This is a genomic window from Burkholderia theae, from assembly GCF_048565265.1.
Lineage (GTDB): Bacteria > Pseudomonadota > Gammaproteobacteria > Burkholderiales > Burkholderiaceae > Burkholderia > Burkholderia theae.
Window position 1 is genome coordinate 2,277,025 of the sequence record NZ_CP183462.1, and the last position, 24,019, is coordinate 2,301,043.

General features: G+C 62.7%; 20 protein-coding genes. 7 read left to right on the top strand and 13 right to left on the bottom strand.

Translation table 11 applies throughout. The features are described from left to right. Window position 1 precedes the first annotated feature (1 nt). From ACN22W_RS27730 to ACN22W_RS27750, 5 genes are all read right to left on the bottom strand, one after another. Window positions 2-181, bottom strand: a complete 180-nt coding sequence (locus ACN22W_RS27730; RefSeq protein ID WP_129516515.1) for a hypothetical protein — start codon at window positions 179-181, stop codon at window positions 2-4. A 12-nt stretch (window positions 182-193) separates the two neighbouring features. After that, entirely contained in the window at window positions 194-1,393 is a 1,200-nt protein-coding gene (locus tag ACN22W_RS27735; protein ID WP_419687918.1) for a PLP-dependent aminotransferase family protein, read from the bottom strand. 193 nt (window positions 1,394-1,586) lie between these two features. Beyond that, window positions 1,587-2,555: a hypothetical protein gene (locus tag ACN22W_RS27740; RefSeq protein ID WP_419687919.1), complete on the bottom strand. Its 969-nt coding sequence runs from the start codon at window positions 2,553-2,555 to the stop codon at window positions 1,587-1,589. A 108-nt stretch (window positions 2,556-2,663) separates the two neighbouring features. After that, the gene (locus ACN22W_RS27745; protein WP_412025282.1) at window positions 2,664-4,307 is read right to left on the bottom strand and encodes a DUF2334 domain-containing protein; all 1,644 of its coding nucleotides are present in this window, start codon (window positions 4,305-4,307) and stop codon (window positions 2,664-2,666) included. Window positions 4,308-4,319: 12 nt separating this feature from the next. Further along, window positions 4,320-4,625: a hypothetical protein gene (locus ACN22W_RS27750; RefSeq protein WP_412025283.1), complete on the bottom strand. Its 306-nt coding sequence runs from the start codon at window positions 4,623-4,625 to the stop codon at window positions 4,320-4,322. Between the two features lie 959 nt (window positions 4,626-5,584). Between ACN22W_RS27750 and ACN22W_RS27755 the strand changes: the two genes are divergently transcribed. Together ACN22W_RS27755 and ACN22W_RS27760 are read left to right on the top strand one after the other, a co-directional pair. Further along, window positions 5,585-7,543 (top strand): glycosyl transferase family protein, encoded by a 1,959-nt coding sequence (locus ACN22W_RS27755; RefSeq protein WP_419687920.1) that lies wholly within the window; start codon window positions 5,585-5,587, stop codon window positions 7,541-7,543. Next, window positions 7,540-9,234: an NfrA family protein gene (locus ACN22W_RS27760; protein ID WP_419687921.1), complete on the top strand. Its 1,695-nt coding sequence runs from the start codon at window positions 7,540-7,542 to the stop codon at window positions 9,232-9,234. The genes ACN22W_RS27755 and ACN22W_RS27760 overlap by 4 nt, the downstream gene beginning before the upstream one ends. Before the next feature lie 35 nt (window positions 9,235-9,269). Here the strand turns inward: ACN22W_RS27760 and ACN22W_RS27765 are convergent, their stop codons facing one another. Together ACN22W_RS27765 and ACN22W_RS27770 are read right to left on the bottom strand one after the other, a co-directional pair. Continuing rightward, the gene (locus ACN22W_RS27765; RefSeq protein WP_419689841.1) at window positions 9,270-10,190 is read right to left on the bottom strand and encodes a hypothetical protein; all 921 of its coding nucleotides are present in this window, start codon (window positions 10,188-10,190) and stop codon (window positions 9,270-9,272) included. Between the two features lie 285 nt (window positions 10,191-10,475). Further along, window positions 10,476-10,739 (bottom strand): hypothetical protein, encoded by a 264-nt coding sequence (locus ACN22W_RS27770; RefSeq protein WP_419687922.1) that lies wholly within the window; start codon window positions 10,737-10,739, stop codon window positions 10,476-10,478. 85 nt (window positions 10,740-10,824) lie between these two features. Here ACN22W_RS27770 and ACN22W_RS27775 point away from each other — a divergent pair, with 85 nt between their 5' ends. The 3 genes from ACN22W_RS27775 (at window position 10,825) to ACN22W_RS27785 (ending at window position 12,829) form a co-directional block, all read left to right on the top strand. Further along, window positions 10,825-11,235, top strand: coding sequence for a GNAT family N-acetyltransferase (locus ACN22W_RS27775; RefSeq protein WP_419687924.1), 411 nt, complete (start codon window positions 10,825-10,827; stop codon window positions 11,233-11,235). 196 nt (window positions 11,236-11,431) lie between these two features. Continuing rightward, window positions 11,432-11,797 (top strand): nuclear transport factor 2 family protein, encoded by a 366-nt coding sequence (locus tag ACN22W_RS27780; protein ID WP_412025290.1) that lies wholly within the window; start codon window positions 11,432-11,434, stop codon window positions 11,795-11,797. A 162-nt stretch (window positions 11,798-11,959) separates the two neighbouring features. Then, window positions 11,960-12,829 (top strand): PhzF family phenazine biosynthesis protein, encoded by an 870-nt coding sequence (locus ACN22W_RS27785; protein WP_419687925.1) that lies wholly within the window; start codon window positions 11,960-11,962, stop codon window positions 12,827-12,829. A gap of 157 nt (window positions 12,830-12,986) precedes the next feature. Here ACN22W_RS27785 and ACN22W_RS27790 read toward each other — a convergent pair whose 3' ends face one another. Next, window positions 12,987-15,287 (bottom strand): NADP-dependent malic enzyme, encoded by a 2,301-nt coding sequence (locus ACN22W_RS27790; protein WP_412025292.1) that lies wholly within the window; start codon window positions 15,285-15,287, stop codon window positions 12,987-12,989. 135 nt (window positions 15,288-15,422) lie between these two features. Between ACN22W_RS27790 and ACN22W_RS27795 the strand changes: the two genes are divergently transcribed. Continuing rightward, entirely contained in the window at window positions 15,423-16,394 is a 972-nt protein-coding gene (locus tag ACN22W_RS27795) for a LysR substrate-binding domain-containing protein (RefSeq protein WP_419687926.1), read from the top strand. Between the two features lie 87 nt (window positions 16,395-16,481). Here the strand turns inward: ACN22W_RS27795 and ACN22W_RS27800 are convergent, their stop codons facing one another. From ACN22W_RS27800 to ACN22W_RS27810, 3 genes are all read right to left on the bottom strand, one after another. Then, the gene (locus ACN22W_RS27800; RefSeq protein ID WP_419687927.1) at window positions 16,482-17,303 is read right to left on the bottom strand and encodes a hypothetical protein; all 822 of its coding nucleotides are present in this window, start codon (window positions 17,301-17,303) and stop codon (window positions 16,482-16,484) included. Window positions 17,304-17,396: 93 nt separating this feature from the next. Beyond that, entirely contained in the window at window positions 17,397-18,977 is a 1,581-nt protein-coding gene (locus tag ACN22W_RS27805; protein ID WP_419687928.1) for an isocitrate lyase, read from the bottom strand. A 512-nt stretch (window positions 18,978-19,489) separates the two neighbouring features. Beyond that, window positions 19,490-19,879 (bottom strand): hypothetical protein, encoded by a 390-nt coding sequence (locus ACN22W_RS27810; protein ID WP_419687929.1) that lies wholly within the window; start codon window positions 19,877-19,879, stop codon window positions 19,490-19,492. Between the two features lie 346 nt (window positions 19,880-20,225). Here ACN22W_RS27810 and ACN22W_RS27815 point away from each other — a divergent pair, with 346 nt between their 5' ends. After that, window positions 20,226-21,407, top strand: a complete 1,182-nt coding sequence (locus ACN22W_RS27815) for a serine hydrolase domain-containing protein (protein WP_419687930.1) — start codon at window positions 20,226-20,228, stop codon at window positions 21,405-21,407. A 94-nt stretch (window positions 21,408-21,501) separates the two neighbouring features. Here ACN22W_RS27815 and ACN22W_RS27820 read toward each other — a convergent pair whose 3' ends face one another. Together ACN22W_RS27820 and ACN22W_RS27825 are read right to left on the bottom strand one after the other, a co-directional pair. Beyond that, a complete protein-coding gene (locus ACN22W_RS27820; protein ID WP_193101346.1) occupies window positions 21,502-22,674 on the bottom strand; it encodes an NAD(P)/FAD-dependent oxidoreductase in 1,173 nt (390 codons plus the stop codon). Window positions 22,675-22,866: 192 nt separating this feature from the next. Next, on the bottom strand, window positions 22,867-24,018 hold the full coding sequence (locus tag ACN22W_RS27825; protein ID WP_419687931.1) for a branched-chain amino acid ABC transporter substrate-binding protein: 1,152 nt from the start codon (window positions 24,016-24,018) through the stop codon (window positions 22,867-22,869). Window position 24,019: the final 1 nt, after the last annotated feature.

Here is a 24,019-nt window from a genome sequence, read left to right on the forward strand (position 1 = left end):
GTCAGTTGTAGCCGAGCACCGCCGGCGCGGCATCGCCCGCATCGGTCGTCGGCTCCGCGCCGAAACGGCCGAGCACGTCGGCAACATACTGCGGCCCCGCGCTGATCTGCGACGACCGATGTTCGACCGGCTGGTTTTCGCCAGCGCCCGACGGTACCGTGTCAATGACGGTGAGTTTCATATTCAGGTCTCCTCACGCGGCCAATGCCGCTTCATACGCGCGCACGAGGCGCGCCACACCTTCCCGGATCGCCTCGACGTCCGGCGCGGCGAACGACAGGCGCAGCGACGCTGCGTCGACGTTGTCCGCGAAAAACGCCTTGCCAGGCACGAACACGATCTTGTTCGCGATCGCCTGTTGCAGCAGCACGTCCGACGACACCGCGCCGATTCGCGCCCACACGAACATCCCGCCTTCGGGGCGATGGAATTCGATCGCATCGCCGAAACCGTCGCGCAGCGCGTCGCACATCGCATCGCATTTGCGCCGGTAGGCCGCCGTAATGCGCGGCAGATGGCGTTCGAGCGCACCGTCGGCCAGATATTCGGCAGCGGCCGCTTGCGTCCACGGCGTGCTGCACAGATCGACCGTCTGCTTCGCGATCACGCAGCGCCGCGCGATCTCGGCCGGCGCGATCGTCCAGCCCACGCGCAGCCCCGGCGCGACGATCTTCGACAGGCTCGCGAAATGCACGATCCAGTCGCGCGCACCGTCCACTTCGTCGGCCAGCGCGAGCATCGACGGCACGGCTTCGCCCGCGAAACGCAGGTCGCCGTACGGATCGTCCTCGATGATCAGGAAACGGTATTGCACCGCGAGACGCAGCAGCGTCAGCCGGCGTTCGCGCGTGAGCGTCGCGCCCGTCGGGTTCGCGAAGGTCGGGACCGTGTAGAGCAGCTTCGGCTGGGCGATCGCTCCCGATGCGAGCTGGGTCGCGAGACGATCGACGTCGAGCCCTTCCCCGTCGACCGGAATCGTCACGATGCGCGCCTGTTGCAGACGCATCGCCTGCAGCGTGGCCGGATAAGCCGGCTGTTCGGTCAGCACCACGTCGCCCGGCGACACCATCACGCGCAGCAGCAGGTCGAGGCCCTGCTGCGAGCCGGTCGTGACGAGCAGTTCGGCCGGCGTGCACAGAACGCCGCGACGCGCCATCAGCGCGATCAGTTGCTGCTTCAGTTCGGCGAGGCCGTCGGTCGGGCCGTATTGCAGGCAGCGCACGGGCTGCGCGTACGCGCGTTCGGCGGCCGTGTTCAGCCCGTCGACGTCGAACAGGTCGCTGGCCGGATAACCGCCCGCGAAGGAAATCATGCCCGGTTCGGACAGGTACTTGAACAGTTCGCGGATCGGCGAGCCGGCGGGATTCTGGAATGAGGGAGTGAACGCGTACATGTCGTCGTGAGCTGGATGGCGCGGACGGCCGGGATAGCCGTCAGGTACCGGCCACCGCGGCGCTTCTGGCGCCACGGCGGCGAATTCGAGCCACGATTGTCGATAGTCATTAAGGCCGCGGCAAACGATATCTATGCACTAGGTCTTGCGGTTTGGTCATCAAATGGTGCAGTGACGCCGGGGTGGCGCCGACTCAGTGCGCGATCCCCGCAGGCTCGGCCGGAGGCGGCTTGCCCGTCCGTGTCATGAGCGCGCGCGTGAGGTCGTCCGACACATAGTGGGGGCCATCGAACAGATAGACCTGATAGCCCCGATAGGCCAGCAGCTGCTTGCTCAATTCGTCGGCGCTGGCTGACCGGAAACCGCCATGCTCGGACGGCCGGAACGCCTCGGCGATGACCCGCACGCGCCGTTTGCCCAGGCGCGACGTCAGCTCGTCGAGGTAGGTGCGCGCGACGGACGGCTCGCGGGCATAGACACCGCAGCCGTCCTGGAAGAACACCCCGACGTCGGCGGGCAGCCACGCTACGAGCCAGTCCGTCAGCGCCTTTCCGCCGATATTGGTCTGGTCGTAGACACTCACCCAAAGCGGACGCGGCAGCCGTTGCAGGATCTCGGCGAGCTTGGGCGCGTCCTGCCAGGTCGGATCGATTTCGACCGGGAAGTAGTAACCGGTGACATGCAACGGGATCGGCGCGCGTGCGATCTCCACGGACTGGTCCGCGAGCGTCGACAGATGGGTGCGCGCGCGTTTTTCGTCCTGATAGCCGGCCAGGCCCAGGATCACGTTTCTGGCCCACGGCTCGCGGCCGATGCGTTCCCAGTCGGGAAGGTGCGCCGCGGGTCGGATGCGGGGGTTCGCAACGTACGCGGTATCGTCGACGACGACCCATTGAACCAGCAGGTCGCGCACGCCGAGCACCTGCCAGTTGCCGACGGGATTCGTCGTCGTGTTGTCCACCTGCCAGACGATGCCGTCCGCGTGAACGTCGTGCGCGGTCCAGCTGCATGCGGCGACGACGAGCGATGTGCCGATTGCCGCGAGCGTCGCCGCCCGGGGCGAACGCGGTGCATCAGCGCGCCGGCGCGGCCGCCCTGCCAGCCGGAATCGGCTCATACGCCGTTGAAGCTTGCGCAAGGCCGGAACGACGGACGTGGTCATCGTGTTGGCTCCCCGGAAACGTTCTTGCGTGTCATCGTAGCCGACCCAACGCAAACGTGCGACCCGCATTGCCGATGCGGGTCGCACGGGGCTGCCGCCACGTTCGCGTCACTTGGCCGTCGTGCCGTCCACGAACTTGTAGCCGAGATTCGCAATGCCGTTGACCAGGCTCTGGAAGTCCTTGTAGGCCGGCAATCCGAGTTCGGGCTCAAGCCAGTACGGGTGGAAGAAGAAGGACGCGAAACCGTCCCGCACCGCCAGACCGTATTGCGCATTGGTGATGAGTGTCTGCCACGTGTACGTGATGCACGAGAACGGGTCGATATTGCAGATGTTGTACTGGATACTGCCCATGTTCTCCGGAATGATCCGTTCACCGTAGTAATCGGAATTGATGATGTACGGGAAAAACTGCCCGGCCGAAAAGTCCTGGTTGGGCGCACCCGTTCCGAGTTGCGGATTGGTCGCGGTGTAGTAGACGGCCCGCTGGAACGTCGTCGGGAACGTGAGGGCCGTGGCGGCCGCTGCGTTCGGCGACATCTGGTACTGCGGTGCGGCCCAGCCGACGATCTTGTAGCCGTTGAGGGTGAACTCGAGGACGCCGGCGGCCATTCTGGCTTCCGCCCATGGGATGGAATCCTCATCGACGGGACGGTTCTGGACCGCAAACCAGAACTCATAGTCGCTGCCGCTGACCGCATTCTGGAGATTCGGCGTCGAATCGTACTGGTGCGTATAGCCGTGCATCACGATCGAGCCGCCACGCGCGATCGCGTAGTTCAGCGCACTCTTGAGGCCCGTTGCCTGCGCAAGATGGATCGTTTCCGGCACGCCGCCGTTGTAATAGCCGTTCGGATCCGTATACACGGGAATGGTGGCCATCGTGAACGGAATCCTCTTCGAGTACAGGAAGTTCGTCAGCAAGGTCATCGAACTCGTCGTCGTATATGCATCGAGGTCCTCCAGACGGACGAGCGCACGGTGATTCACCGGTGCATTGGTCTGCAGGATGTCGTGCAGGATGTCGCATATCACCAGGTATCGATCCGTCGGCCCGATGTAGGAAAACGGCACATCCGCGAAATACCAGAGCTTGCCCGAGCGCATGACGTATGGCGCGGTTGCGCCGCTCACGCTGTTCTTGATCGTGACGAGTGCTTGCGCCTTGGTGGCATCGATGACCTGGGTCAGCCCGACATCCGGGTCCGCATTGATCGCGCCGGTCGACGCGTTATACGCGTAATACTTGACCATCGGCAGGTTCTTGTACGTGACCGTGTCGTAGAAGCCGGGATTCGGATTGCTCGACGATGGCGTCGTGTTCAACCCGGCGATGCCCTGGAAGCTGAACCCGTAGGTCTGGTTGAAGGTATAGGCCGTGTTCCATGCCAGCTGCCACAAGTTGTACTTGAACCAGACCACGGTCTTCGTGGCGGTCATCACGTCGCTCATGAACGCCGTCGGAATCGGGTTGTTGTAGTAGTCGCCGATGTAGAACGTCACGTCGTGGTTCGCGACCATCCCGGCCGTGTAGTTCTGGATCGGCACCAGGTCGACCGTCGCGTTGAAGTGGCCAAGCAGGTTCCGCAACATGATGCTGTACATCAGGCCCAGCTTCGAATACGGGTCGTTGGCCGGGTTGTCGTACAGCACGAGCGTATGGGCAGTGGTGGCCTGCGCGTGCGCCGTGCTCGGCAACGTCATTTGCGCGAGTCCGGCAAGCAGGGCTATGACGAGCAAGATCTTTTTCATGGCCGTTTCTCCCTAGTCGCGTTGCATGTTGCCGGCGTTGCTCTTGACGGACTTCCTGTCGAACTTGGGACGCCCCGTCTCCTTGTATGCCTTCTCCCAATCTTCGTCGGACATCCCCGCCTTCACCTGGGCCTGGGCGGAACCGTTCGGTAACGGAGGCGGCTTGATCTTGTGGCCGGACGAATTGCTGGTCTCCTGCGCACTCGCATCCTGAACCGCGACGGTGAAGGCGAGCGCGGAGATTAATGTGACGAGTGATCCGACGGTGCTCAACCCGCGCCCAAAATATCGATTGCGATGAGAAAGCATGATTTTCATCCTTTGATATGCAAAATAAGTTCATCTCGTTAACTAAACGAGCACGGCAGCATGCCATTCATAATCGGGGCGTTATGTCGTTTTTTGTTTCACGCCTGATACCGGATAAAAAATCCCGGATTGGATAGTTTGGTTTTCAAGCTAGAACCGTACCAACGGTCGCAAATGGGCATAGGACCAAGGCACCGGATTTGACGTGTCGCGGCGACCCGAAATTGTCTCGATAAAACGTTTCAGGCATGCAACGTGGCCAGTACCGCGAATTTAATCTGACAAACGAGTGAAGCCTGTTCGGACAATTCAGGGAAAACCAGTTACTCCGTGCGCCCGGTAAATTACGACGCGGCAATCGACTCGGTGGCTCGCGCGTGCAATGGCGACTGCAGAGCCGGATTTTCGAGTTCAACGCGAATCTTTCCGGTCCGTGAGCGCATCAATCGCATGACGAATTTCCGATCGTGGCAATCAGGGCCTGGCAAAGGGTCTGAAAATCACTTTTCATCGGATCAGTCGACCGCGTGTTTCAGCACTGAAACATTTGGATCGGATTCGGTGGGACAATCCCGCACGTCACCTCCCGACGCCCGGAAGGTCAAGGGCGGCGCAGCGATGGCGCACGACTTGCTTCACGAGCAGTGCACCGAGTAGACGGTAAACGGGGCGTGCTGCGAGGAGCTGAATCGAGCGTGGCTGCAAGCGTTGAAGAATACGAGGACGGAGGTAAGCAAGCGGAACACCGACTTTCAAAAGTCACCCACTGAACATGTTTCATCTTTAGCGATGTTACGTGGTCGTATCGAAAGAAATCGAGGCCAGATCGAGTCTTTTACGAGCGACGGAAATGAATGTGGTGCGAGCCACGAAGTGGGCGTGACGGGGACGACGAGGACGAGGATGATTTCGCCCTGCGTTGGTATGCGGGAGACGAATTACATATAAGAGAAAATCTCGGATAAATGATGGCCAATACAGTATGGATTGCATATTTATATGCACTTAACGCTATTGCCATTATGACCGCAATCGTCATCTTGGTAAGCACACTGGATGACCTTACGCTTGATGCCTGTTACTGGTCATTCGAGATCGGGCGCGTCCTGCGTCGCGAAAAAACACCGACAATCGATATCGGCATGCTGCGCGCCCAGGAAGAGCGTTATTTGGCGCTGATGGTGCCGGCGTGGAAAGAATATGACGTGATCGCCAAAATGATCGAAAACACATTGGCGACCATCGAATACGAGCGCTATGTCATCTTTGTCGGCACCTATCACAACGACGCCGAAACCACGGCCGAGGTCGAGCGGATGGTCCGCCGGTATCCGGGCCGCGTGACACGCGCGACGGTCATGAACGACGGGCCGACCTGCAAGGCCGATTGCCTGAACTGGATCATCGAAGCCATCCTGCGCTACGAAGCGACTCATCATATTCAGTTCGCGGGCGTCGTGATGCACGACTGCGAAGATGTGATTCATCCGGTCGAACTCAAATACCTCAGTTATGCCATTGCGGACAGCGACCTGGTCCAGCTTCCCGTTCTGTCATTGCCGCGGAAATGGAACGAGTTCGTGGCCGGCTGCTATATGGACGATTTCAGCGAAACGCACCAGAAGGATGTACCGGCACGAGCCCGTTTGACCGGCGTCGTCCCGGGCGCGGGCGTTGCGTCCTGCTACAGCAGGCGCGCCATCGAAGCGGCAATGAAAGAGCGCGACGGTTGTCCGTTCAACACCAGTTCGCTGACCGAAGACTACGATTTCAGCTTCCGGTTGAGAGACCTCGGGATGAAGGAAACCTTTGCCCGTTTTCCGCTTTCGGATATCACGCATGACGCTGGGGCCACGCGTGCAAACGGCAAAGTCGCCAATCGAAACCTGCTGGCCACGCGCGAGTATTTTCCAAAGACATTTCGTACTGCATATCGACAGCGCGCGCGCTGGATTCTCGGCATCTCGTTTCAAGGCTGGGAACAGCTCGGCTGGAAGGGCAATTTCCTCACCCGCTACATGTTCTTCCATGATCGCAAGGGCATCGTAACGTCCCTTTTTTCGGTAATTTCATATGGTATCCTGATTAATTTCGTATCGATTGCGGCGCTTCAGCAATTTGGTCATGTCGTCCCCGTCAGCGCCTCGCTCGTCATGGTGGGCGACTGGATCGCTCCGCTGCTCTGGGTGAACACCTTCATGCTGTTGGCCCGTGCCGGGCAGCGCTACTACTTCGTCAGCAAGCTGAACGGTCCGGTCCAGGGGCTGCTGTCGATTCCGAGGATGTTCGTCAACAACCTGATCAATTTCTACGCGGTTTGCCGGGCATGGCGCATCTATATCGGCCACCTGACAAGCGGCAAGCCCATCGCATGGGACAAGACCAGCCATACCTATTTGTCGAACGCCGAGCTCGGGAAAGTGCGCCGCAAGGTTGGCGAGATCCTCATCGGCTGGGGCGTGGTTTCACTGGAGCAATTGCAGGCAAGCCTGGAGAAACAGCTGACATGCGGCAAGCGGCTGGGCGAACTGTTGATCGAAGGTAGCGCGATCTCCACCGAATCGCTGGCGGATGCGATCGCAGAGCAAGCGGAACTCCCCCGCGTGAGCCTGGGCAACGTGGCGGTCGGCCACTTCGCGGACTCGCTCGCGTTCGAGTTGCAGTACGCATATCGGGCGGTCCCGTTTTCGACCGCGGACGACGGCACGTTGAACGTTGCGGTCGGGCGGCCGCTCACGCCGGACGAACAGGATATCGTGCGGCGCGGCGCGAAGGCGAACGTCGCCTATTTCATTGCCTGCGATGCCGAAATTGCAGCCGAACTCGCCCGGCATTCGCGCTTCGTCGAACTCGCACGAGCGCGCGACGCCGATGACACAACATCGCACGGATCCCCGGTGAAAAAGCCCTCGGGACAACAGGCATGAAACACTCCCGACTCCCGATCCCGGCCGGCCTCTCGCGCTGCATCCGGCTGAGCGCCCTGGCGCTCGCCGTGTCGCTGGCCTGGCAAGGCCCGGCCTACGCCGCGCAGCCGCTCACCCGCAACGCTTATCGCCTCGCCGACAGCGCCTACAAGGCGATCAGCGCCGGCGACCTGCCTCGCGCGGAAGACTATGCGCGGCGCGCCCTCAAGGTTCAGCCGGGAAGCGAACAGCTCGGATTGTTGCTCCTCGACGTCTACAAGCGGGAAGGAAGGATCGACGAAGCGGATGCGATGGTGGAATCGTTGCGCGTTCGTTTTCCGAAAAGCGCGGCGGTCATGGCCGAGCATGGTTACCTCGCGCAGCGGCAGGAGCGTTACGACGTGGCGTGCAGCGATTTCTCGGGCGCCGTCGCGACGGGCAAATGGAGCAAGGAGCAGCAGCGCAACCTGCGTCTTGCGTGGTCGGACAGCGCGCTTGCGGCGAAGCGTCCGCACGAAGCCGGCGTTGCACTGGCGCCGTTGGCCGATGAACAATCCGCCGTGGTTCAGCTGCGTATCGCGCAGTTGAGCCTGATGTCCGGCGATCGCGACAGCGCGATCCGCGTGGCGAATCTCGCCGCCAGCGACGCGACGACGGACGGCGAACGGAAAATGGCCGAGTCGATCGTGGCGCAGGCCCAGCAGCCCGAGCAGTCGCCGGAAACGCCGGTGGACAATACCGCGCAACAGAAGCTGCAGGAGGCCTATGACCTGCTGCGCGAGCACAAGGATCGCGAGGCGCTCGACGCGTTCCAGGAAGGTTTCGACGGCGGCGCGGGCAACGCGATGAACTACGCGGACGCAGGGTATGCGGCCAAGCGTATCGGTTTGAACGAGCAGTCCGTCCAGCTGTTCGAGCATAGTCTCGACGCCGACGAGGACGAACACAAGTTCGACGCGCAGCACAAGTTCGGCTATCGGCGAGAGGTCGAGCAGCTTCAGCGCACGTGGGGTTTCGTGCTGAGCGCGCCTTACCAGTCGGCCGCGTTCGGTCCGCAAGGCACCATCAGCGTACTGCAACCGGGTATCGAGGCGTACTGGCAGCCGCCGAAGATCGGCTATCAGAACGGACGCATTCTCCAGTTCTTCCTGCGCGGATACGGCACGGCCTACGACGGGACGGGCAACGTGACCGGCATGCCGACCGTACAGGGTTCGGTGGGCGTGCGTTACAAGCCGATACCCGACCAGAACGTCGTGTTGACGGCCGAGCGGCTATTTCATGTGGGCAGCCTGTCGATGACGGACTGGCTGATGCGCCTGAGCTATTCGTCGGAAGCGGGCACCGACCTGCAGGTCACCGAACCGAGCTGGCGCAGCTGGCAGGCCTATGTCGAAGGGGCGTACTTCATCAAGGCAGGCCGATACATCATTTATTCGGAGTTACGTTACGGGCACACCTGGCGTCTGACGGCGATCAGCGACAGGCTGACCGTTTATCCGCATGCCGCGGTGGCCGGCGATCACGACAACCGTGAGCTGGACAAGACCGCGATCGGTGCGGGCCCCGGTGTCCAGTTCCGGTACTGGTTTCGTGAAGGCAAGTACAGCGCGCCGGCGAGTTATCTCGATGTGACGGTGCAATACAGGTTCCCGTTGACGTCAGCGGCACGCGCACGTGGTCTCGTGGTACGCGCGACATTGTGGTTCTAACCGACTTCGCTGACGCTTGTGTACGAAACGCGCGATCAGTTGGGGGACTTGAGGGTGATGATGGTTTGACGCAGCAGCTGGAAGTACGAGCTCGTCGTGTACGGCAGCATCTGTTCGACGTAGTTCCACCAGAAGAAACCGCCGATGAAACGCGGGTCGTTCATCGTGTTGACCATCGGGTAGTACGTCTTGATCAGGTTCTGCTGCACCGACGCCGGCGCGGACGTTTCCGAGGTACCGATTTCGCCGAAGCCGACCTTCGCGTTCGGGAAGATGCTTTCCAGCGCCGCGAAATCGTTCTTCCACGTCGGGTTCAGCCCCGGGCAATCCTGGTACGGGTAGTAGCTGAACAGCGCGTAGTCGGCCTGCTGGCGAACCGTCGAGGACAGGAACGTCGTCGGCCAGGTCTTCCAGTAATCCAGGGGCTTCTCCCAGCAGTTGTTGCCCTTGCTGTCGTCGTTGTAGTACAGCGTGATCGCAGTCTTGCCGCCGTTCGATTTCACGATCGTGTTGGCCGCGGCGACCATCTGGCCGATCTGCTGCTCTTCCGAATTGACCACCGAGTTCGTGCCGCTCGGGTCGTTACGCAGCCATTCGCCGTTGATTTCGTTGGCGATCTCCCACACGTCGACGGTGTTCTTCAGTTGCGACACCAATTCCTGCGTTCGCGCCTTGTACGTGGCGAGATCCGTCGGGAAATAGTAAGAATCGTAGACCTCGCCCATCACGTATGCGACGGCGTGCAGGCGCAGCAGCGGTGCGTAGTAATCCGCGGCCGACGTACCCGGATCGAACACGACACGCACGGTCGGCCGGTACGGCAGGTTCTGCAGCGACGCGATGATCGAATCCAGTTTCGTCAGATCGTCGAGCGTGACGCCGTAGACGGGATTCTTCAGAGGTTCGACCTGGGCTTGGACGGACTGGGACAAAGGCAAAAGCCCAGCATAAGCAATGCACGCGGCAACGGCCGTGCGCGAGATGTTTTTCGTCAGTTTTTTCAAAACGCCCTTCCATCCTAAAGTAAGAAGAAGCGCGATTTTAGACGAAAATAAAAGCTAATTATCGGACGATACCGACAGAAATGGCGACGGAACGGTGCAAGGCCGGAATCCGAGGCGTGGGTGTCCGCGCATCACGCGGGGGAAGTTGCGACACGATGCCGCAGGGAGATATGTCCAGTATCCCTAAACGAATATCCAGCAACATTGGATCGCAACGCGGCCGAATAGTGAAACCGGTCACCACCCGGGTCCTGCTGCTGTGCGATGGAATGCGAACCGATCGTCGTCCTGCTTCGGACGGTCGATCAGGTAGATGCGACGCGATTGGCTTCGATCGCAGCCAATGCCGCCATGTTCACGATCGGCTGCACCGCCGGGCTGGAAGTGAAGATGTTCACAGGCGCGTCGACGTTCGGACACCTGCCACGACAACAACCGGGACAGCAGCGAAAGCAAGCTATCCTTCCCTTCCACGACCGCGGACTGAATGCGGGTACGCATGCCATTCTTCAACCCAGTTGGTCTGACCTTGCGATGCTCGACGAGCACGCCACATCGGCCGGCGCGATCATCTCGAAGGGTTCACATGGAGTACGTCATCCATCAGGAAGTACCGCCTGTATCAACCTACATCGAGATTCGCCTCGCTGCCGGGTTGAGCAGGAAGTCGGAACAAGCCGCAACGATCGGGCTGAAGAATGGCCTTTTTAGCGTCGTCGCGTACTTGGGCAGCGTCCCGGTCGGAATCGGCAGGGTAATCGGCGACGGTGGTTGCTTCTTCGAGATCGTGGATATCGCCGTATTGCCCGCTCACCAGAAGAAAGGCGTGGGCGATCTGATCATGCAAGCGCTCATGGGCTACATTCACGAGAATGCCCCGCCGACCGCCTATGTCAGCCTGATGGCGGATCATGGAACGCCGAAGTTCTACGAGCGATACGGCTTCCAGCCATCGGTGCTTCCCGAGAAAGCGGGCATGTTTCTCCGCATCGCCTGACCGGAAGATCGCATTCACTGGATTGGCTCCAACACGCCCCGTTGATTGGCGCGATGTCGCGAGAACCCCTCGTCACAGCGTGCACGTGTCTTCTGTTCCGGTCTGAGTACTCAAAACTGTATCTGTCGGGAGAAACGTTGCGTCGTTACTCTGGCTCGATGCCATGAGACGCACCCCTTCGATAGCGACAGAAAACATGGAAGTGATTACTCAAGCGTTTGCAGACCGATTCGCCAGCGAATGGATCGAAGCATGGAATTCACGCGATCTCGATCGTATCCTCGCGCATTACGACGACGATTTTGAAATGTCGTCACCCATGATCATCAGGATCGCGGGAGAGCCGAGCGGGCGTCTTTGCGGCGCAAAGAACGTCAGGGCGTATTGGTCAAAAGCCCTTGAGATGATCCCCGACCTGCATTTCGAGTGGGTTGCTACTTTCGCAGGCGTAGACAGCGTAGCAATTCACTACCGAGGGGCGAACGGACGGCCAGCGCTGGAAGTATTCCACTTTGGACCGGCGGGAAGGGTCAAGCAGGCATTCGCTCACTACCAAAGCTAGCGGATTCATGCTGCCGATACCCCTTGGGCTCGCTGTCGACGAACCGTGCGGCAACCTGACTGGCTCTTGATCGCCAAGCGCGCGTGGGCATGACGTGAGACGGCCGGAATCCGGCTCGTCCAACGCTTTTCATCGAGCAACTTCATCAACGAAGGAAATTTCGTGAGCACGAAAGAACAGCACGTTGCATCGTCCAGCCCCTTCACCGTCGAACGACTGGCCTCATTCGCCGACGGAAATGCCGGTGGCAATCCCGCGGGCGTCGTGATCTGCGACGCGCTACCGGATGCGTCGATCATGCAGGCGATTGCGGCGGAAGTCGGCTATTCCGAGACGGCGTTCGCCGCGCCGGTCGAGGCGGGCTGGCGGGTGCGCTATTTCGCTCCGGAAATCGAGGTCCCCTTCTGTGGCCACGCGACCATTGCACTTGGAGCCGCGCTTGCCCGGCGCGAAGGAGACGGGCTGTTCCACCTGCAGCTCAATCAGGCGAAGATCACGGTCGACGGGCATCGCGACGGCGCAACCTTGCTGGCGGCCTTGCAGTCCCCTCCAACGCACAGTGAGCCGGCGCCTGCCGATCTGGTACAGGACGTCCTGGCCTTGTTTGGCTATGCCCAAGGCGATCTCGATCCGCGCCTGCCACCTGCGATTGCAGAAGGTGGCGCGAAGCATTGTGTCCTGGCTCTTGCGGATCGTGCCCGCCTGTCGGAAATGCACTACGACCTCGAGGCTGGCCGCGAGCTGATGCTGGCCCACGGCTTTGCCACGATCGCCCTGGTGTACGCGGAGCATCAACGGCTGTTTCATGCGCGCAATCCCTTCGCCGCAGGCGGCGTGTACGAAGATTCGGCGACCGGCGCCGCAGCGGCTGCCCTGGCGGGTTATCTGCGGGACATCGAATGGCTGCGCGAGGGTTCGATCGACATCATCCAGGGTGTGGACATGGGCATGCCCAGCCGTATCCACGTGGAAATTACCCCTGAGATCGGGGCGAGCATACGGGTGTCGGGAGCCGTTCGATCCCTGGCCTGACGCGATTCATCGCGGATGGCCCATGCCATCCGCGCCAACAGCGCCGCCGACGACGACAACACTCAAGCGTCGACCCAGGTTCGCGCCAGTTCCAGCGCGTCGACATGGAACGCCTTGACGGGAGCGGGCATCGCCCGCTCCCACGAGCGCCAATCTATCAGCCAGCCACGTTGCGATTCGCCTCGATCACCGTCAACGCCGCCATATTCACGATCCGTCGCACGGTCGCGCTCGAAGTAAGGATGTTCACCGGCGCGTTGACGCCGAGCAGGAACGGCCCCACCGCCACGTTGCTGCCCGCCTCGGTCTTCAGCAGGTTGTACGCGATGTTGCCCGCATCCACGTTCGGGCAGACCAGCAGATTGGCCGCCCCCTTGAGCGGCGACATCGGCAGCAGCCGCGACCGCAGCCCTTCATCCAGCGCGCAGTCGCCGTGCATCTCGCCGTCGGCTTCGATATCCGGCGCCTGCTCCCGGACGATCTCCAGCGCCCGGCGCATCTTCACGCCCGAAGCCGCACTCCCCGACCCAAAATTCGACCGCGACAGCAACGCCACCTTCGGCGTCAGGTCCAGCCATTCCATCTGCCGCGCCGCGGCGATCGTGAATTCCGCGATCTGCTCGGCATCGGGGTTGTCGTTGACGTGCGTATCCACCAGCGCCACCGTCCGCTGGTCGAGCAACAGGATGTTCATCGCCGCATAGGTCGACGCACCGGGCTTCCTGCCGATCACTTCGTCGACGAAACGCAGGTGGTTGTGATACTCGCCCACCGTCCCGCAGATCATCCCGTCCGCATCGCCGAGCCGCACCATCATTGCGCCGATCAGGGTCAGGCGACGCCGCATCTCGACCCGCGCCATTTCCTTCGAGATGCCGTCGCGGCAGCGCAGTTCCCAGTACGTCGTCCAGTACTGCGGGAAGCGCTCGTCATATTCCGGATTGGTCACCTCGACATCCTGGCCGAGCCGCAGGCGCAGGCCGAATCGCTCGATACGCGCCAGCAGCACCTCCGGACGGCCGACCAGGATCGGACGCGCCAGCTTCTCGTCGACGATCACCTGCACCGCGCGCAGCACGCGCTCGTCTTCGCCTTCGGTGAACACGATCCGCGCCTTGCCGCCGTCGCGCACGAGCCGACGCGCCGTCGCGAACAGCGGCTTCATGAACGCGCCGGAGTGATAGACGAATTGCTGCAGTTGCTCGACGTAGGCATCCAGATCCGTCAGCGGGCGCGTCGCGACGCCGCCTTCCATCGCCGCCTTGGCCACGGCCGGCGCGATACGAACGATCAGGCGCGGGTCGAACGGCTTCGGAATCAGGTATTGCGCGCCGAACGCGACGTCGTATGCGCCATAGGCCGCCGCCACGACTTCGTTCTGCTCTTCCTCGGCCAGCCCGGCGATCGCGTGAACCGCGGCGATCTCCATTTCGCGGGTGATCGTCGTCGCGCCCACGTCCAGCGCGCCGCGGAAGATATACGGGAAGCACAGGACGTTGTTGACCTGGTTCGGGTAGTCCGAGCGGCCGGTCGCGATGACGACATCGTCGCGCGTCGCATGCGCCAGTTCCGGAAAGATTTCCGGCGTCGGATTGGCCAGCGCGAGGATCAGCGGACGCGGCGCCATCGCCTTCAGCATCTCCGCGCTCAGGATCCCGCCGACCGACAGGCCCAGGAACACATCCGCGCCGCCGATCACTTCGGCCAGCTTGCGCGCATCGGTTTCCTGCGCGAAGCGCGACTTCGCCGGGTCCATCAGCGTGGTCCGGCCGCGATAGACGACCCCTTCGATATCGGTCACCCAGATGTTTTCGACCGGAAGCCCGACGTCGACCAGCAGGTCCAGGCAGGCCAGCGCGGCCGCGCCGGCGCCCGACGTGACGACCTTCACTTCCTTGATCGACTTCCCGACGACCTTCAGCCCGTTGATGAACGCGGCGGAAACGGTGATCGCGGTGCCGTGCTGATCGTCATGGAAGACGGGAATCTTCATGCGTTCGCGCAGCTTCTGCTCGACCGTGAAACACTCCGGCGCCTTGATGTCCTCGAGATTGATGCCGCCGAAGGTCGGTTCGAGGCCGGCGATGATGTCGACCAGCTTGTCCGGATCGGTTTCGTTGATCTCGATGTCGAAGACGTCGATCCCCGCGAACTTCTTGAAGAGCACGGCCTTGCCTTCCATGACCGGCTTGGATGCGAGCGGGCCGATGTTGCCCAGACCGAGCACCGCGGTGCCGTTCGTGATCACGCCCACCAGGTTGCCGCGGCTCGTGAAGCGGTGCGCCTGCAGCGGATCGGCCGCGATCGCCTCGCACACCCCCGCAACGCCCGGCGTGTAAGCGAGCGCGAGATCGCGCTGGGTCACGAGCGGCTTGCTCGCGACGACCGAGATCTTTCCCGGGGTCGGAAATTCGTGATAGTCGAAGGCTGCCTGCTGCTGCGTCTCGGTCTGTTTCATGTTTTCGGTCCGGGCACGGGCGCCAGGCCAGTCCCGGCGCGATCCATTGAGGTGATTCTAGGGATCCGCCATAAGGGGATGATTCTGTTTTAATATCGGTCCATCACTTTTTCATGATGGTTGCGTGGTCGGCCGATGACATTCGACGCGAACGACGTGGTCAGGCGGCTGAGCGCACGCCTGAAGATGCGGCACCTGGTGCTGTTGCTGCAGATCCAGCAGCACGGGTCGCTGACGCGCGTCGCGGAGCACATGGCCAGCAGCCAGCCCGCCGTGACGAACGCGCTGTCCGAACTGGAGAGCATGTTCGGCACGCCGCTGTTCGAGCGCTCGTCGCGCGGCATGCGGCCCACCGCGCTCGGCGCGGTCGTGCTCGAACGGGCGAAGGCGATGATCAAGGATCTCGACCACCTCGCCCGCGAGATGGAGACCGTCGCCGCCGGGCATGCCGCGCACCTGCACATCGGCGTGATTCCGTTCATTTCCGGCCAGATGCTGTCGGCGGCGCTCAAGCGGCTGCAATCGCGCATGGAGCGGCGCCTGACCGTGACGATTCACGAAGGCACCAGCGATCAGCTCCTGCTGCAGCTCAAGGACCACAGCGTCGACATCGTGATCGGGCGCGCGTCCTCGGCGATCGATCTGGGCCAGGTTTCCTTTGAAGTCCTGTACCAGCAGCAGCCGCGCATGATCGCGAGCCGGCGTCTTGCCGCCAAACTGGCCCGCACGACGCTGGACTGGAACAAGCTGCACGCGCTCGACTGGATTCTCGGCGCGCCGCATACGCCGATGCGGGAACAGGTGACCGACCTGTTTCTGTCGGCGGGCATTCCCCCCCCCGTTCCGGTCATCGAAAGCTACTCGTCGAAGCTGATCGGCGAAATGATCGCATCGAGCGACGAGGCCGTCTCGATCGTGCCGGCCGATATCGCGGAGGAACTGGTGCGGATTGCCGGCGTGGCGATCGTGCCTTATTCGCTGGTCTGGACGCTGCCGCCCATCGCGCTGTTTACCCGCGCCGCCGACTCGCACGCGCCGGCACGCGATCTGCTCGTCGACGCACTGCGCGAGGTATGCAAGGCGACGTACGGGGACGCGCAGCGGTAACGCTTCCGGCGCCGGCGTTGAATGGCGCTTCGGGCCCGCCGGAAACGGTCATTCGCCCCGACGGATACTCGATGCACCCGCGGCCGGCTACTGGCCGGCGGCGAGGCGGCGCAGTATTTCCCCACGCTCGGCGCTCAGCACATGATCCGAGCCCTCGCCCCGGTCATAGCGCCTGGCTGTCCGGTACGAAAAGCGCTTTTTGTACTGACTGGTTGCGGGATCGAACGTCCACGCGTCGACGTCGAAAAAATGCTTGTCGAAGTGACTCTCGTCCTTGGCCCAGACATAGTCGGCCCGAACAAACAGCGGATACGGCGAGACGTCCGGCACCTTCCACATCGCGCGATCGGCCATCTCCGTTTCGGTGATGACCGGCATCAGGTTCTCGATCGTTCCGTTCGTGCCGTAACGCAATACCGCAACGCGCTCCAGCATCCCGCTGCCACCACCCGAGAACGTCCCCGAGAAGAACACCCACGACCCGCCCGACGCAATCGGCAACCGTTCGGACCGTGGGTTCAGGCCGAACTGATACCGCTCTTTGGTGGAACCGGGAACCGGAGTCGATGGCATTTCGAAGCACGGGGCACGGTCTGGAAGCACGCAGAGCTTCACGCCGGACAGCGGCACCCCGTCGGCATCGAGCTTGCCTTCCGTCTGGGTGAAGCGCGGGAACGCAGGTTCGCCGGACGCCGCTCGAACATCGGCGATGCCGACGACAGAAATGCTCAAGATCACCCCGAGCGCCTTACCGACCCAGCGCATGCACGCCCCCTCTCTCATGTATCGATTGCCGCGGATTGTCGATGATCCGGCCGCGCCTGTCGAATGGACGACGGTGGCGCTGCCCGGCCTTTCGCGGTCACGAATGGGCGACGCCACACGTACTGCGTCGGCATCGAAGCGCACCAGAGCCTGTTCGACGAGAACCGCGCGAGCCGGCTCTCCAAACAAAAAAACGCCAACCCGCAGGTTGGCGTTTTGCCTGAGGTACGACCGGTATCAGAACTGGTTCATCGTGTTGTCTTTACCCGCCGCCTTCAGCGCCGCTTCGCCGCTGAAGTATTCCTTGTGGTCATCGCCGATGTCCGAGCCGGACATGTTCTGGTGCTTGACGCAGGCGATACCCTCGCGGATTTCCTTGCGCTGCACGCCGGCCACATAACCGAGCATGCCTTGGTCGCCGAAGTATTCCTTGGCCAGGTTGTCCGTCGACAGTGCGGCCGTGTGGTAGGTCGGCAGCGTGATCAGGTGGTGGAAGATACCCGCTTCGCGCGACGCATCGGCCTGGAAGGTCCGGATCTTTTCGTCGGCGAGCGTCGCCAGTTCGGTCTGATCGTATTCCACGCTCATCAGCTGGGCGCGGTCGTATGACGACACATCCTTGCCCTCGGCCTTCATCGCGTCATACGCCTGCTGACGGAAGTTCAGCGTCCAGTTGAACGACGGGCTGTTGTTGTACACCAGCTTCGCGTTCGGGATGACCTTGCGGATCTCGCTGACCATGCCGCCGATCTGCGCGATATGCGGCTTTTCGGTTTCGATCCACAGCAGGTCGGCGCCGTTCTGCAGCGACGTGATGCAATCCAGCACGCAGCGCGCTTCGCCCGAGCCGGCGCGGAACTGGAACAGGTTGCTCGGCAGGCGCTTCGGACGCAGCAGCTTGCCGTCGCGCTTGATCACGACGTCGCCGTTGCCGAGTGCGTCGGCCGAGATTTCGTCGCAATCGAGGAACGAGTTGTATTGGTCGCCCAGGTCGCCCGGCGTGGTGGTCACGGCGATCTGCTTGGTCAGGCCGGCGCCCAGCGAGTCGGTACGCGCCACGATGATGCCGTCGTCCACGCCCAGTTCGAGGAACGCGTAGCGGATCGCGCGGATCTTGGCCAGGAAGTCCTCGTGCGGCACCGTGACCTTACCGTCCTGGTGGCCGCACTGCTTCTCGTCGGACACCTGGTTCTCGATCTGAATGCAGCATGCGCCCGCTTCGATGAACTGCTTGGCCAGCAGGTAGGTGGCTTCCGCGTTGCCGAAACCCGCGTCGATGTCGGCGATGATCGGCACGACGTGGGTGACGTGGTTGTCGATCTTGTCCTGGATGGCGGCCTTGGCGGCGCCTTCGGCAGCATCCAGCTGGCGGAACAGGCCGCCCAGTTCACGGGCGTCGGCCTGGCGCAGGAACGTGTACAGCTCGCGGATCAGCGCGCTGACGGAGGTTTTTTCGTGCATCGACTGGTCCGGCAGCGGGCCGAACTCGGAGCGCAGCGCAGCCACCATCCAGCCGGACAGGTACAGGTAGCGGCGCTCGGTGCTGTTGAAGTGCTTCTTGATGGAGATCATCTTCTGCTGGCCGATGAAGCCGTGCCAGCAACCCAGCGACTGCGTGTACTTGGACGGGTCGGCATCGTACGCGGCCATGTCGGCGCGCATGATCTTCGCGGTGTACTTGGCGATATCCAGACCCGTCTTGAACTTGTTCTGCGCACGCATGCGAGCGGCGTACTCGGGGCTGATGGCATTCCACGCGCTGCCGTGATTTTCTTTCAAACCGGCAACTGCCTTGATGTCGTCTTGATACTGGGCCATGTCAATCTCCTGGGAGCAAAGCGCGTTTGAGTAAATGGTTGAGCCTGCCGCTCCGTTTCTCGAAGCGAACTGCATGACTTAATAGTAACGCCGCTTCGACGCGCTTCGGTGAAGTCTTATATAAGACATAAGAGATAATTTTCTGTTATTTTTCAATGAGATAGGCATCCGTTTTTGCGATGCAAAACAAGTTTTCAAGCGGCGAAAAAGGGACGCTGCGGGAATTCGACGTGGATTCCGCAATGCGAAACGTCCTTTCGGCTGCTGGAGGAAGGCACAAACACGGATGGCTCGGGCAGCGATTGCCAGCGTCGACAGTTGCCCCTCGCGCCAGCCAATAAAAAAAGCCCGACAAAGTCGGGCCAATGAGCGAGATACAAGGAGAGATCCCGCTCACCCCACATCGAGCGGTCACGCCGCGCTACACGATGTCTTTGAGATCCGGGCGCGCATGAACCTGCGATCGATCATCGGTCACCGTACGTGGCCGGGAAGGGTTCGGAGAAAAATGGCTATTGCGAAACGGGCTCGCCGGATGACCCGTCCGCCGGCATTGTCGGGAGCGGCACGGCCGCCGTGTTGTTCGAACCGCCGCCCGTTGCGCTCGGGGTGCCCGTGGTGCCGGATTGTCCGCGGCGGCCCCGGTGCGAGCCATGCACGACCGCGGGCTCGCTCGCTGCGATCGGCCGCATCGGCGGATGCGCGATGTACTGAAAGTTTTCATTGATCGCGCTATTGCCCGTGTCGTACTGCGGGTGCACGAACACGCTGCTGACGACGGGCGCACTGGCCTGCGCGAACGCGGCCGGCACGACGAACATCACGGCGCTTGCCGTCGCCGCGCTCAACGCGACGATGCGCACGAGCGAACCGGCATCACGACCTGTCGGGCGTACTGTCACGCTACGTTTCTCCAATGTGCTTCGGTCGGCGATGGTTCGATCGCCTGTCACGCCCGCTCAAAAAAAATGGGCCCGCGCGTGAGCGCGCGGGCCGAGCGGAGGTATCACAACACCTTGGGGGGACAAGGCGAGGCCAGTCTAGCCCGTGTCGCCGAAAAGAAGATTTCATGCCGGATTACAGCTATTACCTCATATGACGAAGCATTGGCCGTCGTCGTTCGTCAGCCCGCGTAACCACGCGGCGCGTTGCTCGCCGGCTTCGCTTCGGGCCGATGGATGGGCGTCGTGGCACATCCGACGAATGCCACTTAATATGACGACCAGCCCCCTCACGACGGAGCGCTTGATGATCCCCTCCCCAGCATCGTCACAACAGTCTCCTGCCGATCCGGCGCTCGCCGGGCGCGTCGACGCGGTACTGTCCCGTCAACTCGACACGCAGCGCCTGGTCGGCGCGGTCGTCCTGGTCGCACGGCACGGCGAACTCGTCTATCGCCGCGCGGCCGGGTTCGCGGATCGCGAATCGCGCACGCCGATGCGCGAAGACACCCTGTTCAGACTCGCATCGGTGACGAAGCCGATCGTGTCGACGGCCGCGATGGCGCTCGTGGCACAACACAGGCTGTCGCTCGACGACGACGTCACCCGCTGGCTGCCCGATTTCCGTCCGGCCCTGCCCGACGGCCGCGTGCCGGCGATCACGGTGCGCCAGCTGCTCACGCATACCGCCGGCCTCGACTATCGCTACCACGAACCCGACGCGAATGGCCCCTATGCGCGCGCGGGCGTGTCCGACGGGATGGACGGCGCATCGATCACGCTCGCCGAAAATCTGCGCCGGATCGCAAGCGTGCCGCTGCTGTTCGCGCCCGGCACCCACTGGAACTATTCGCTGTCGATCGACGTCATCGGCGCGCTGATCGAAGCCGTCTGCGGCGTGCCGCTCGCGGACGCGATCGATGCGCTCGTGCTCCGCCCGCTCGGTGCGCGCGAAACGGCTTTCGTCGCACGCGATCCCGCACGGCTCGCTACGCCCTACGTCAACAACACGCCGCAGCCGCACCGGCTCGCCGAGAACGAAGCCGTGCCCATCGACGAAGGGACCGTCGGCGTCACGTACTCGCCGTCGCGCGCACTCGATGCGCAGGCGTTCGCATCGGGCGGTGCGGGGATGGTCGGTACGGCCGGCGACGTGCTGACTGTGCTGGACACGCTGCGCGCGGGTGGCGGCGCCATCCTGCCGGTCGACCTGGTCGACGAGATGGGCCGCGTACAGACCGGCGACTTCGAATTGGCCGACCTGCCCGGCGCGGGCTTCGGGATCGGGTTTTCGGTGTTGCACGACCCGCAGGCGGCTGCGTCGCCAGAATCCGTCGGCACATGGCGCTGGGGCGGCGTCTACGGTCACTCGTGGTTCGTCGACCGCGCACGCGGGCTCACCGTCGTGTCGCTGTCGAACACGCTCTACGAAGGGATGAACGGCCAGTACACGCTCGATCTGCGCGATGCCGTCTACGGCGTCGGATAACGCGCGAAACGAAAAAAGGCCCGACACAGTCGGGCCAATGGGTTTGAGACACAAGGAGAATCCCGCCCACCCCATACCGGGCGGTTACGCCGCGCTACACGACGTTCTTTTCGACGATCGGCCGGTTTTCCAGCACACGCGCCCAGCCGAGCGACGACAGGTCGAGCGTTTCATAACGCCCGCCCAGAATCAGTTCACTGACACCACGCCCGGTCGCGGGCCCCTGCTGCAGCCCGTGCCCGCTGTAACCATTCGCGAACACGACGTTGTCGAGCGCCGGGTGATAACCGATGATCGCGTTGTGGTCGAACACGTTGTACTCGTAGTATCCGGACCAGCAATTCTCCACGCGCAGCGCCTCGAACTCGGGCACGCGATTCGCGAGCGTCGGCCAGATCACCTCGTCGAACAGGTCATGGTCGACTTCATCGAGCGGCAGGTCGTCCGGGTCGCGGTCCGGGCTCGGCGACGTGCCGCAGATATACGTGCGCCCTTCCGGCCGGAAATACACACCGGTCGGATCGATCAGCAGCGGGCAATCGGTGAGCTTCGCCGGCGACGACACGTTGAAGATGCTGCGGCGCCGCGCATGGACGGGAATATCGATGCCCATCATCGACGACAGCGTACGCGTCCACGCACCGGCCGCGTTGACCAGCGTGTCGCACGCGTAGCGCTCGCCGTCGCCCGTCACGACATGCGTGATCTTCCGTCCGTCGCGCACGACCGACTTCACATCCGCCGGCACATACCGCACGCCCAGCGACTGCGCTTTCTTGCGCAGCGCCTGCACGAGCCCGTAGCCGTCGAACCAGCCTTCGCCGCTCACGCCATACGCGCCCGACACGAGATCGTCGACGTTCAGCCACGGAAACTTCGCGCGCAGCGCATCGCAATCCATCAACCGGATATCCGCGCCGAGGCGGGTCTGCAGCGCATGATTCTCGCGCAGCGTCGCGTCGCCGGCCGGCGTCGCGAGGAACAGGTAACCGCCTTCGTGCAGATCGATCGACGGCCGGTTGCCGTCCACTTCGAGCCGTTCGCCGATCGTGCGCAGGAAGTCGATGCCGAACAGCGACATCTCGATCGACAGCGGCGTCGAGAACTGCTGGCGAATCGATGCGGCCGACAGCGCCGACGACGATCTTGCATAGGTGGGGTCGCGCTCGATGACGGTCACGGATACCGTGGGATCGGTGGCGCGCAGGAAATAGGCGATCGAGCTGCCGATCACACCACCGCCGACGATGACGACTTGAGAACTCACGACTGACTCCAGTTGCACATGAAAGGCGCGGCCAGCCGGCCGTGCCCGAAGGTTGTTCGTGCCGCGTCGCGCGCGGTGCCACGCGGGCAGACTTCCCGGCCAAGGCCCCCGGCGTGCGCCGCGATCGCAACCGATCGCTCAGGGTATTTCAGCACGTCCGGCAGCACCGCGAAAGCCTGCTCGCGCTCGGGTTCAGTCCGCCGATTTCGTCGTGACGGGCTGCCACGCGGCGTTCTTCACTTCATACAGCGTCGAACTCGGGTTCTTCAGGTCGCCCGTGTTCGTGAACGCGATCGTGCCCGTGATGCCGTCGTAGCGCGTGCCCTTCAGCGCGCCGTTGAAATCGGCCGGCTTCGTCGAGTTCGCCTTCTGCATCGCGTTGATCGCGATCCACGTCGCGTCGTACGCGAACGGCGCGTACGCGAGCATGTCGACGCCGTACTTCTGCTTGAATTTCGTTTCGAACAGCTTGCCCTTCGCGAGACGCGACAGCGGCTGCCCGTATTCCCACACGGCAGCGCCTTCCGCCGCATTGCCGGCCAGCTTGATGAAGTTCGCGTTCATCACGCCGCCGCCCGCGAGGAACTGCGCACGGATGCCGAGCTGGCGCATGCGCTTCACGAGCATCGCGGCCTGCGCGTCGAGACCGCCGAAGAACACGAGATCCGCATTCGTGCTCTTGATCTTCGTGAGCTGCGCGCTGAAGTCGACGGCCTTGTCGTTCGTGAATTCGCGCGCGACGATCGTGCCGCCGTTCGCCTTCACGGCCTTCTCGAATTCGTCGGCTTCGCCCTGGCCGAACGCGGTGCGGTCGTCGATGATCGCGATGCGCTTCGCCTTGGTCACGCTCGCCGCATAAGCGCCTGCGTTGCCGGCGTTCTGCGTGTCGGTCGCGATCACGCGGTACACGGTGCCGAGCCCGGCGCGCGTGATGTCGGGATTGGTCGCCGACGGCGTGATCATCGGAATGCCGGCCTTCGCGTAGATCTTCGATGCGGGCAGCGTCGTGCCCGAATTGAAATGGCCGATCACGACGGCCACCTGTGCATCGGCGAGCTGCTGCGCGGCCTGCACGCCGGTGCGCGGATCGCTCTGGTCGTCCTGCGACGCGACGACGAACTTCACGGGCTTGCCGCCCACCGTCGTATGCGCGGCGTTCGCTTCGTCGACGGCCATCCGCACGCCGTTCTCGATGTCCTTGCCGTACGCGGCGCCGCCGCCCGTCAGCGGGCCGGCCACGCCGACCTTGACGACCGCCTCTTGCGCATGGGCCGCGCCCGTCTGGAACGCGAGGAGCGCGGCGGTCAATGCAACGCCGGAAAGCGAACGAATACGGAACGTCATG

What these genes read in the sequence shown, in the direction of transcription:
- ACN22W_RS27730 (WP_129516515.1), bottom strand. Translation starts at nt 181, where the DNA reads ATGAAACTCACCGTCATTGACACGGTACCGTCGGGCGCTGGCGAAAAC.
- ACN22W_RS27735 (WP_419687918.1), bottom strand. Translation starts at nt 1,393, where the DNA reads ATGTACGCGTTCACTCCCTCATTCCAGAATCCCGCCGGCTCGCCGATC.
- ACN22W_RS27740 (WP_419687919.1), bottom strand. Translation starts at nt 2,555, where the DNA reads ATGACCACGTCCGTCGTTCCGGCCTTGCGCAAGCTTCAACGGCGTATG.
- ACN22W_RS27745 (WP_412025282.1), bottom strand. Translation starts at nt 4,307, where the DNA reads ATGAAAAAGATCTTGCTCGTCATAGCCCTGCTTGCCGGACTCGCGCAA.
- ACN22W_RS27750 (WP_412025283.1), bottom strand. Translation starts at nt 4,625, where the DNA reads ATGAAAATCATGCTTTCTCATCGCAATCGATATTTTGGGCGCGGGTTG.
- ACN22W_RS27755 (WP_419687920.1), top strand. Translation starts at nt 5,585, where the DNA reads ATGGCCAATACAGTATGGATTGCATATTTATATGCACTTAACGCTATT.
- ACN22W_RS27760 (WP_419687921.1), top strand. Translation starts at nt 7,540, where the DNA reads ATGAAACACTCCCGACTCCCGATCCCGGCCGGCCTCTCGCGCTGCATC.
- ACN22W_RS27770 (WP_419687922.1), bottom strand. Translation starts at nt 10,739, where the DNA reads ATGCGTACCCGCATTCAGTCCGCGGTCGTGGAAGGGAAGGATAGCTTG.
- ACN22W_RS27775 (WP_419687924.1), top strand. Translation starts at nt 10,825, where the DNA reads ATGGAGTACGTCATCCATCAGGAAGTACCGCCTGTATCAACCTACATC.
- ACN22W_RS27780 (WP_412025290.1), top strand. Translation starts at nt 11,432, where the DNA reads ATGGAAGTGATTACTCAAGCGTTTGCAGACCGATTCGCCAGCGAATGG.
- ACN22W_RS27790 (WP_412025292.1), bottom strand. Translation starts at nt 15,287, where the DNA reads ATGAAACAGACCGAGACGCAGCAGCAGGCAGCCTTCGACTATCACGAA.
- ACN22W_RS27795 (WP_419687926.1), top strand. Translation starts at nt 15,423, where the DNA reads ATGACATTCGACGCGAACGACGTGGTCAGGCGGCTGAGCGCACGCCTG.
- ACN22W_RS27805 (WP_419687928.1), bottom strand. Translation starts at nt 18,977, where the DNA reads ATGGCCCAGTATCAAGACGACATCAAGGCAGTTGCCGGTTTGAAAGAA.
- ACN22W_RS27815 (WP_419687930.1), top strand. Translation starts at nt 20,226, where the DNA reads ATGATCCCCTCCCCAGCATCGTCACAACAGTCTCCTGCCGATCCGGCG.
- ACN22W_RS27825 (WP_419687931.1), bottom strand. Translation starts at nt 24,018, where the DNA reads ATGACGTTCCGTATTCGTTCGCTTTCCGGCGTTGCATTGACCGCCGCG.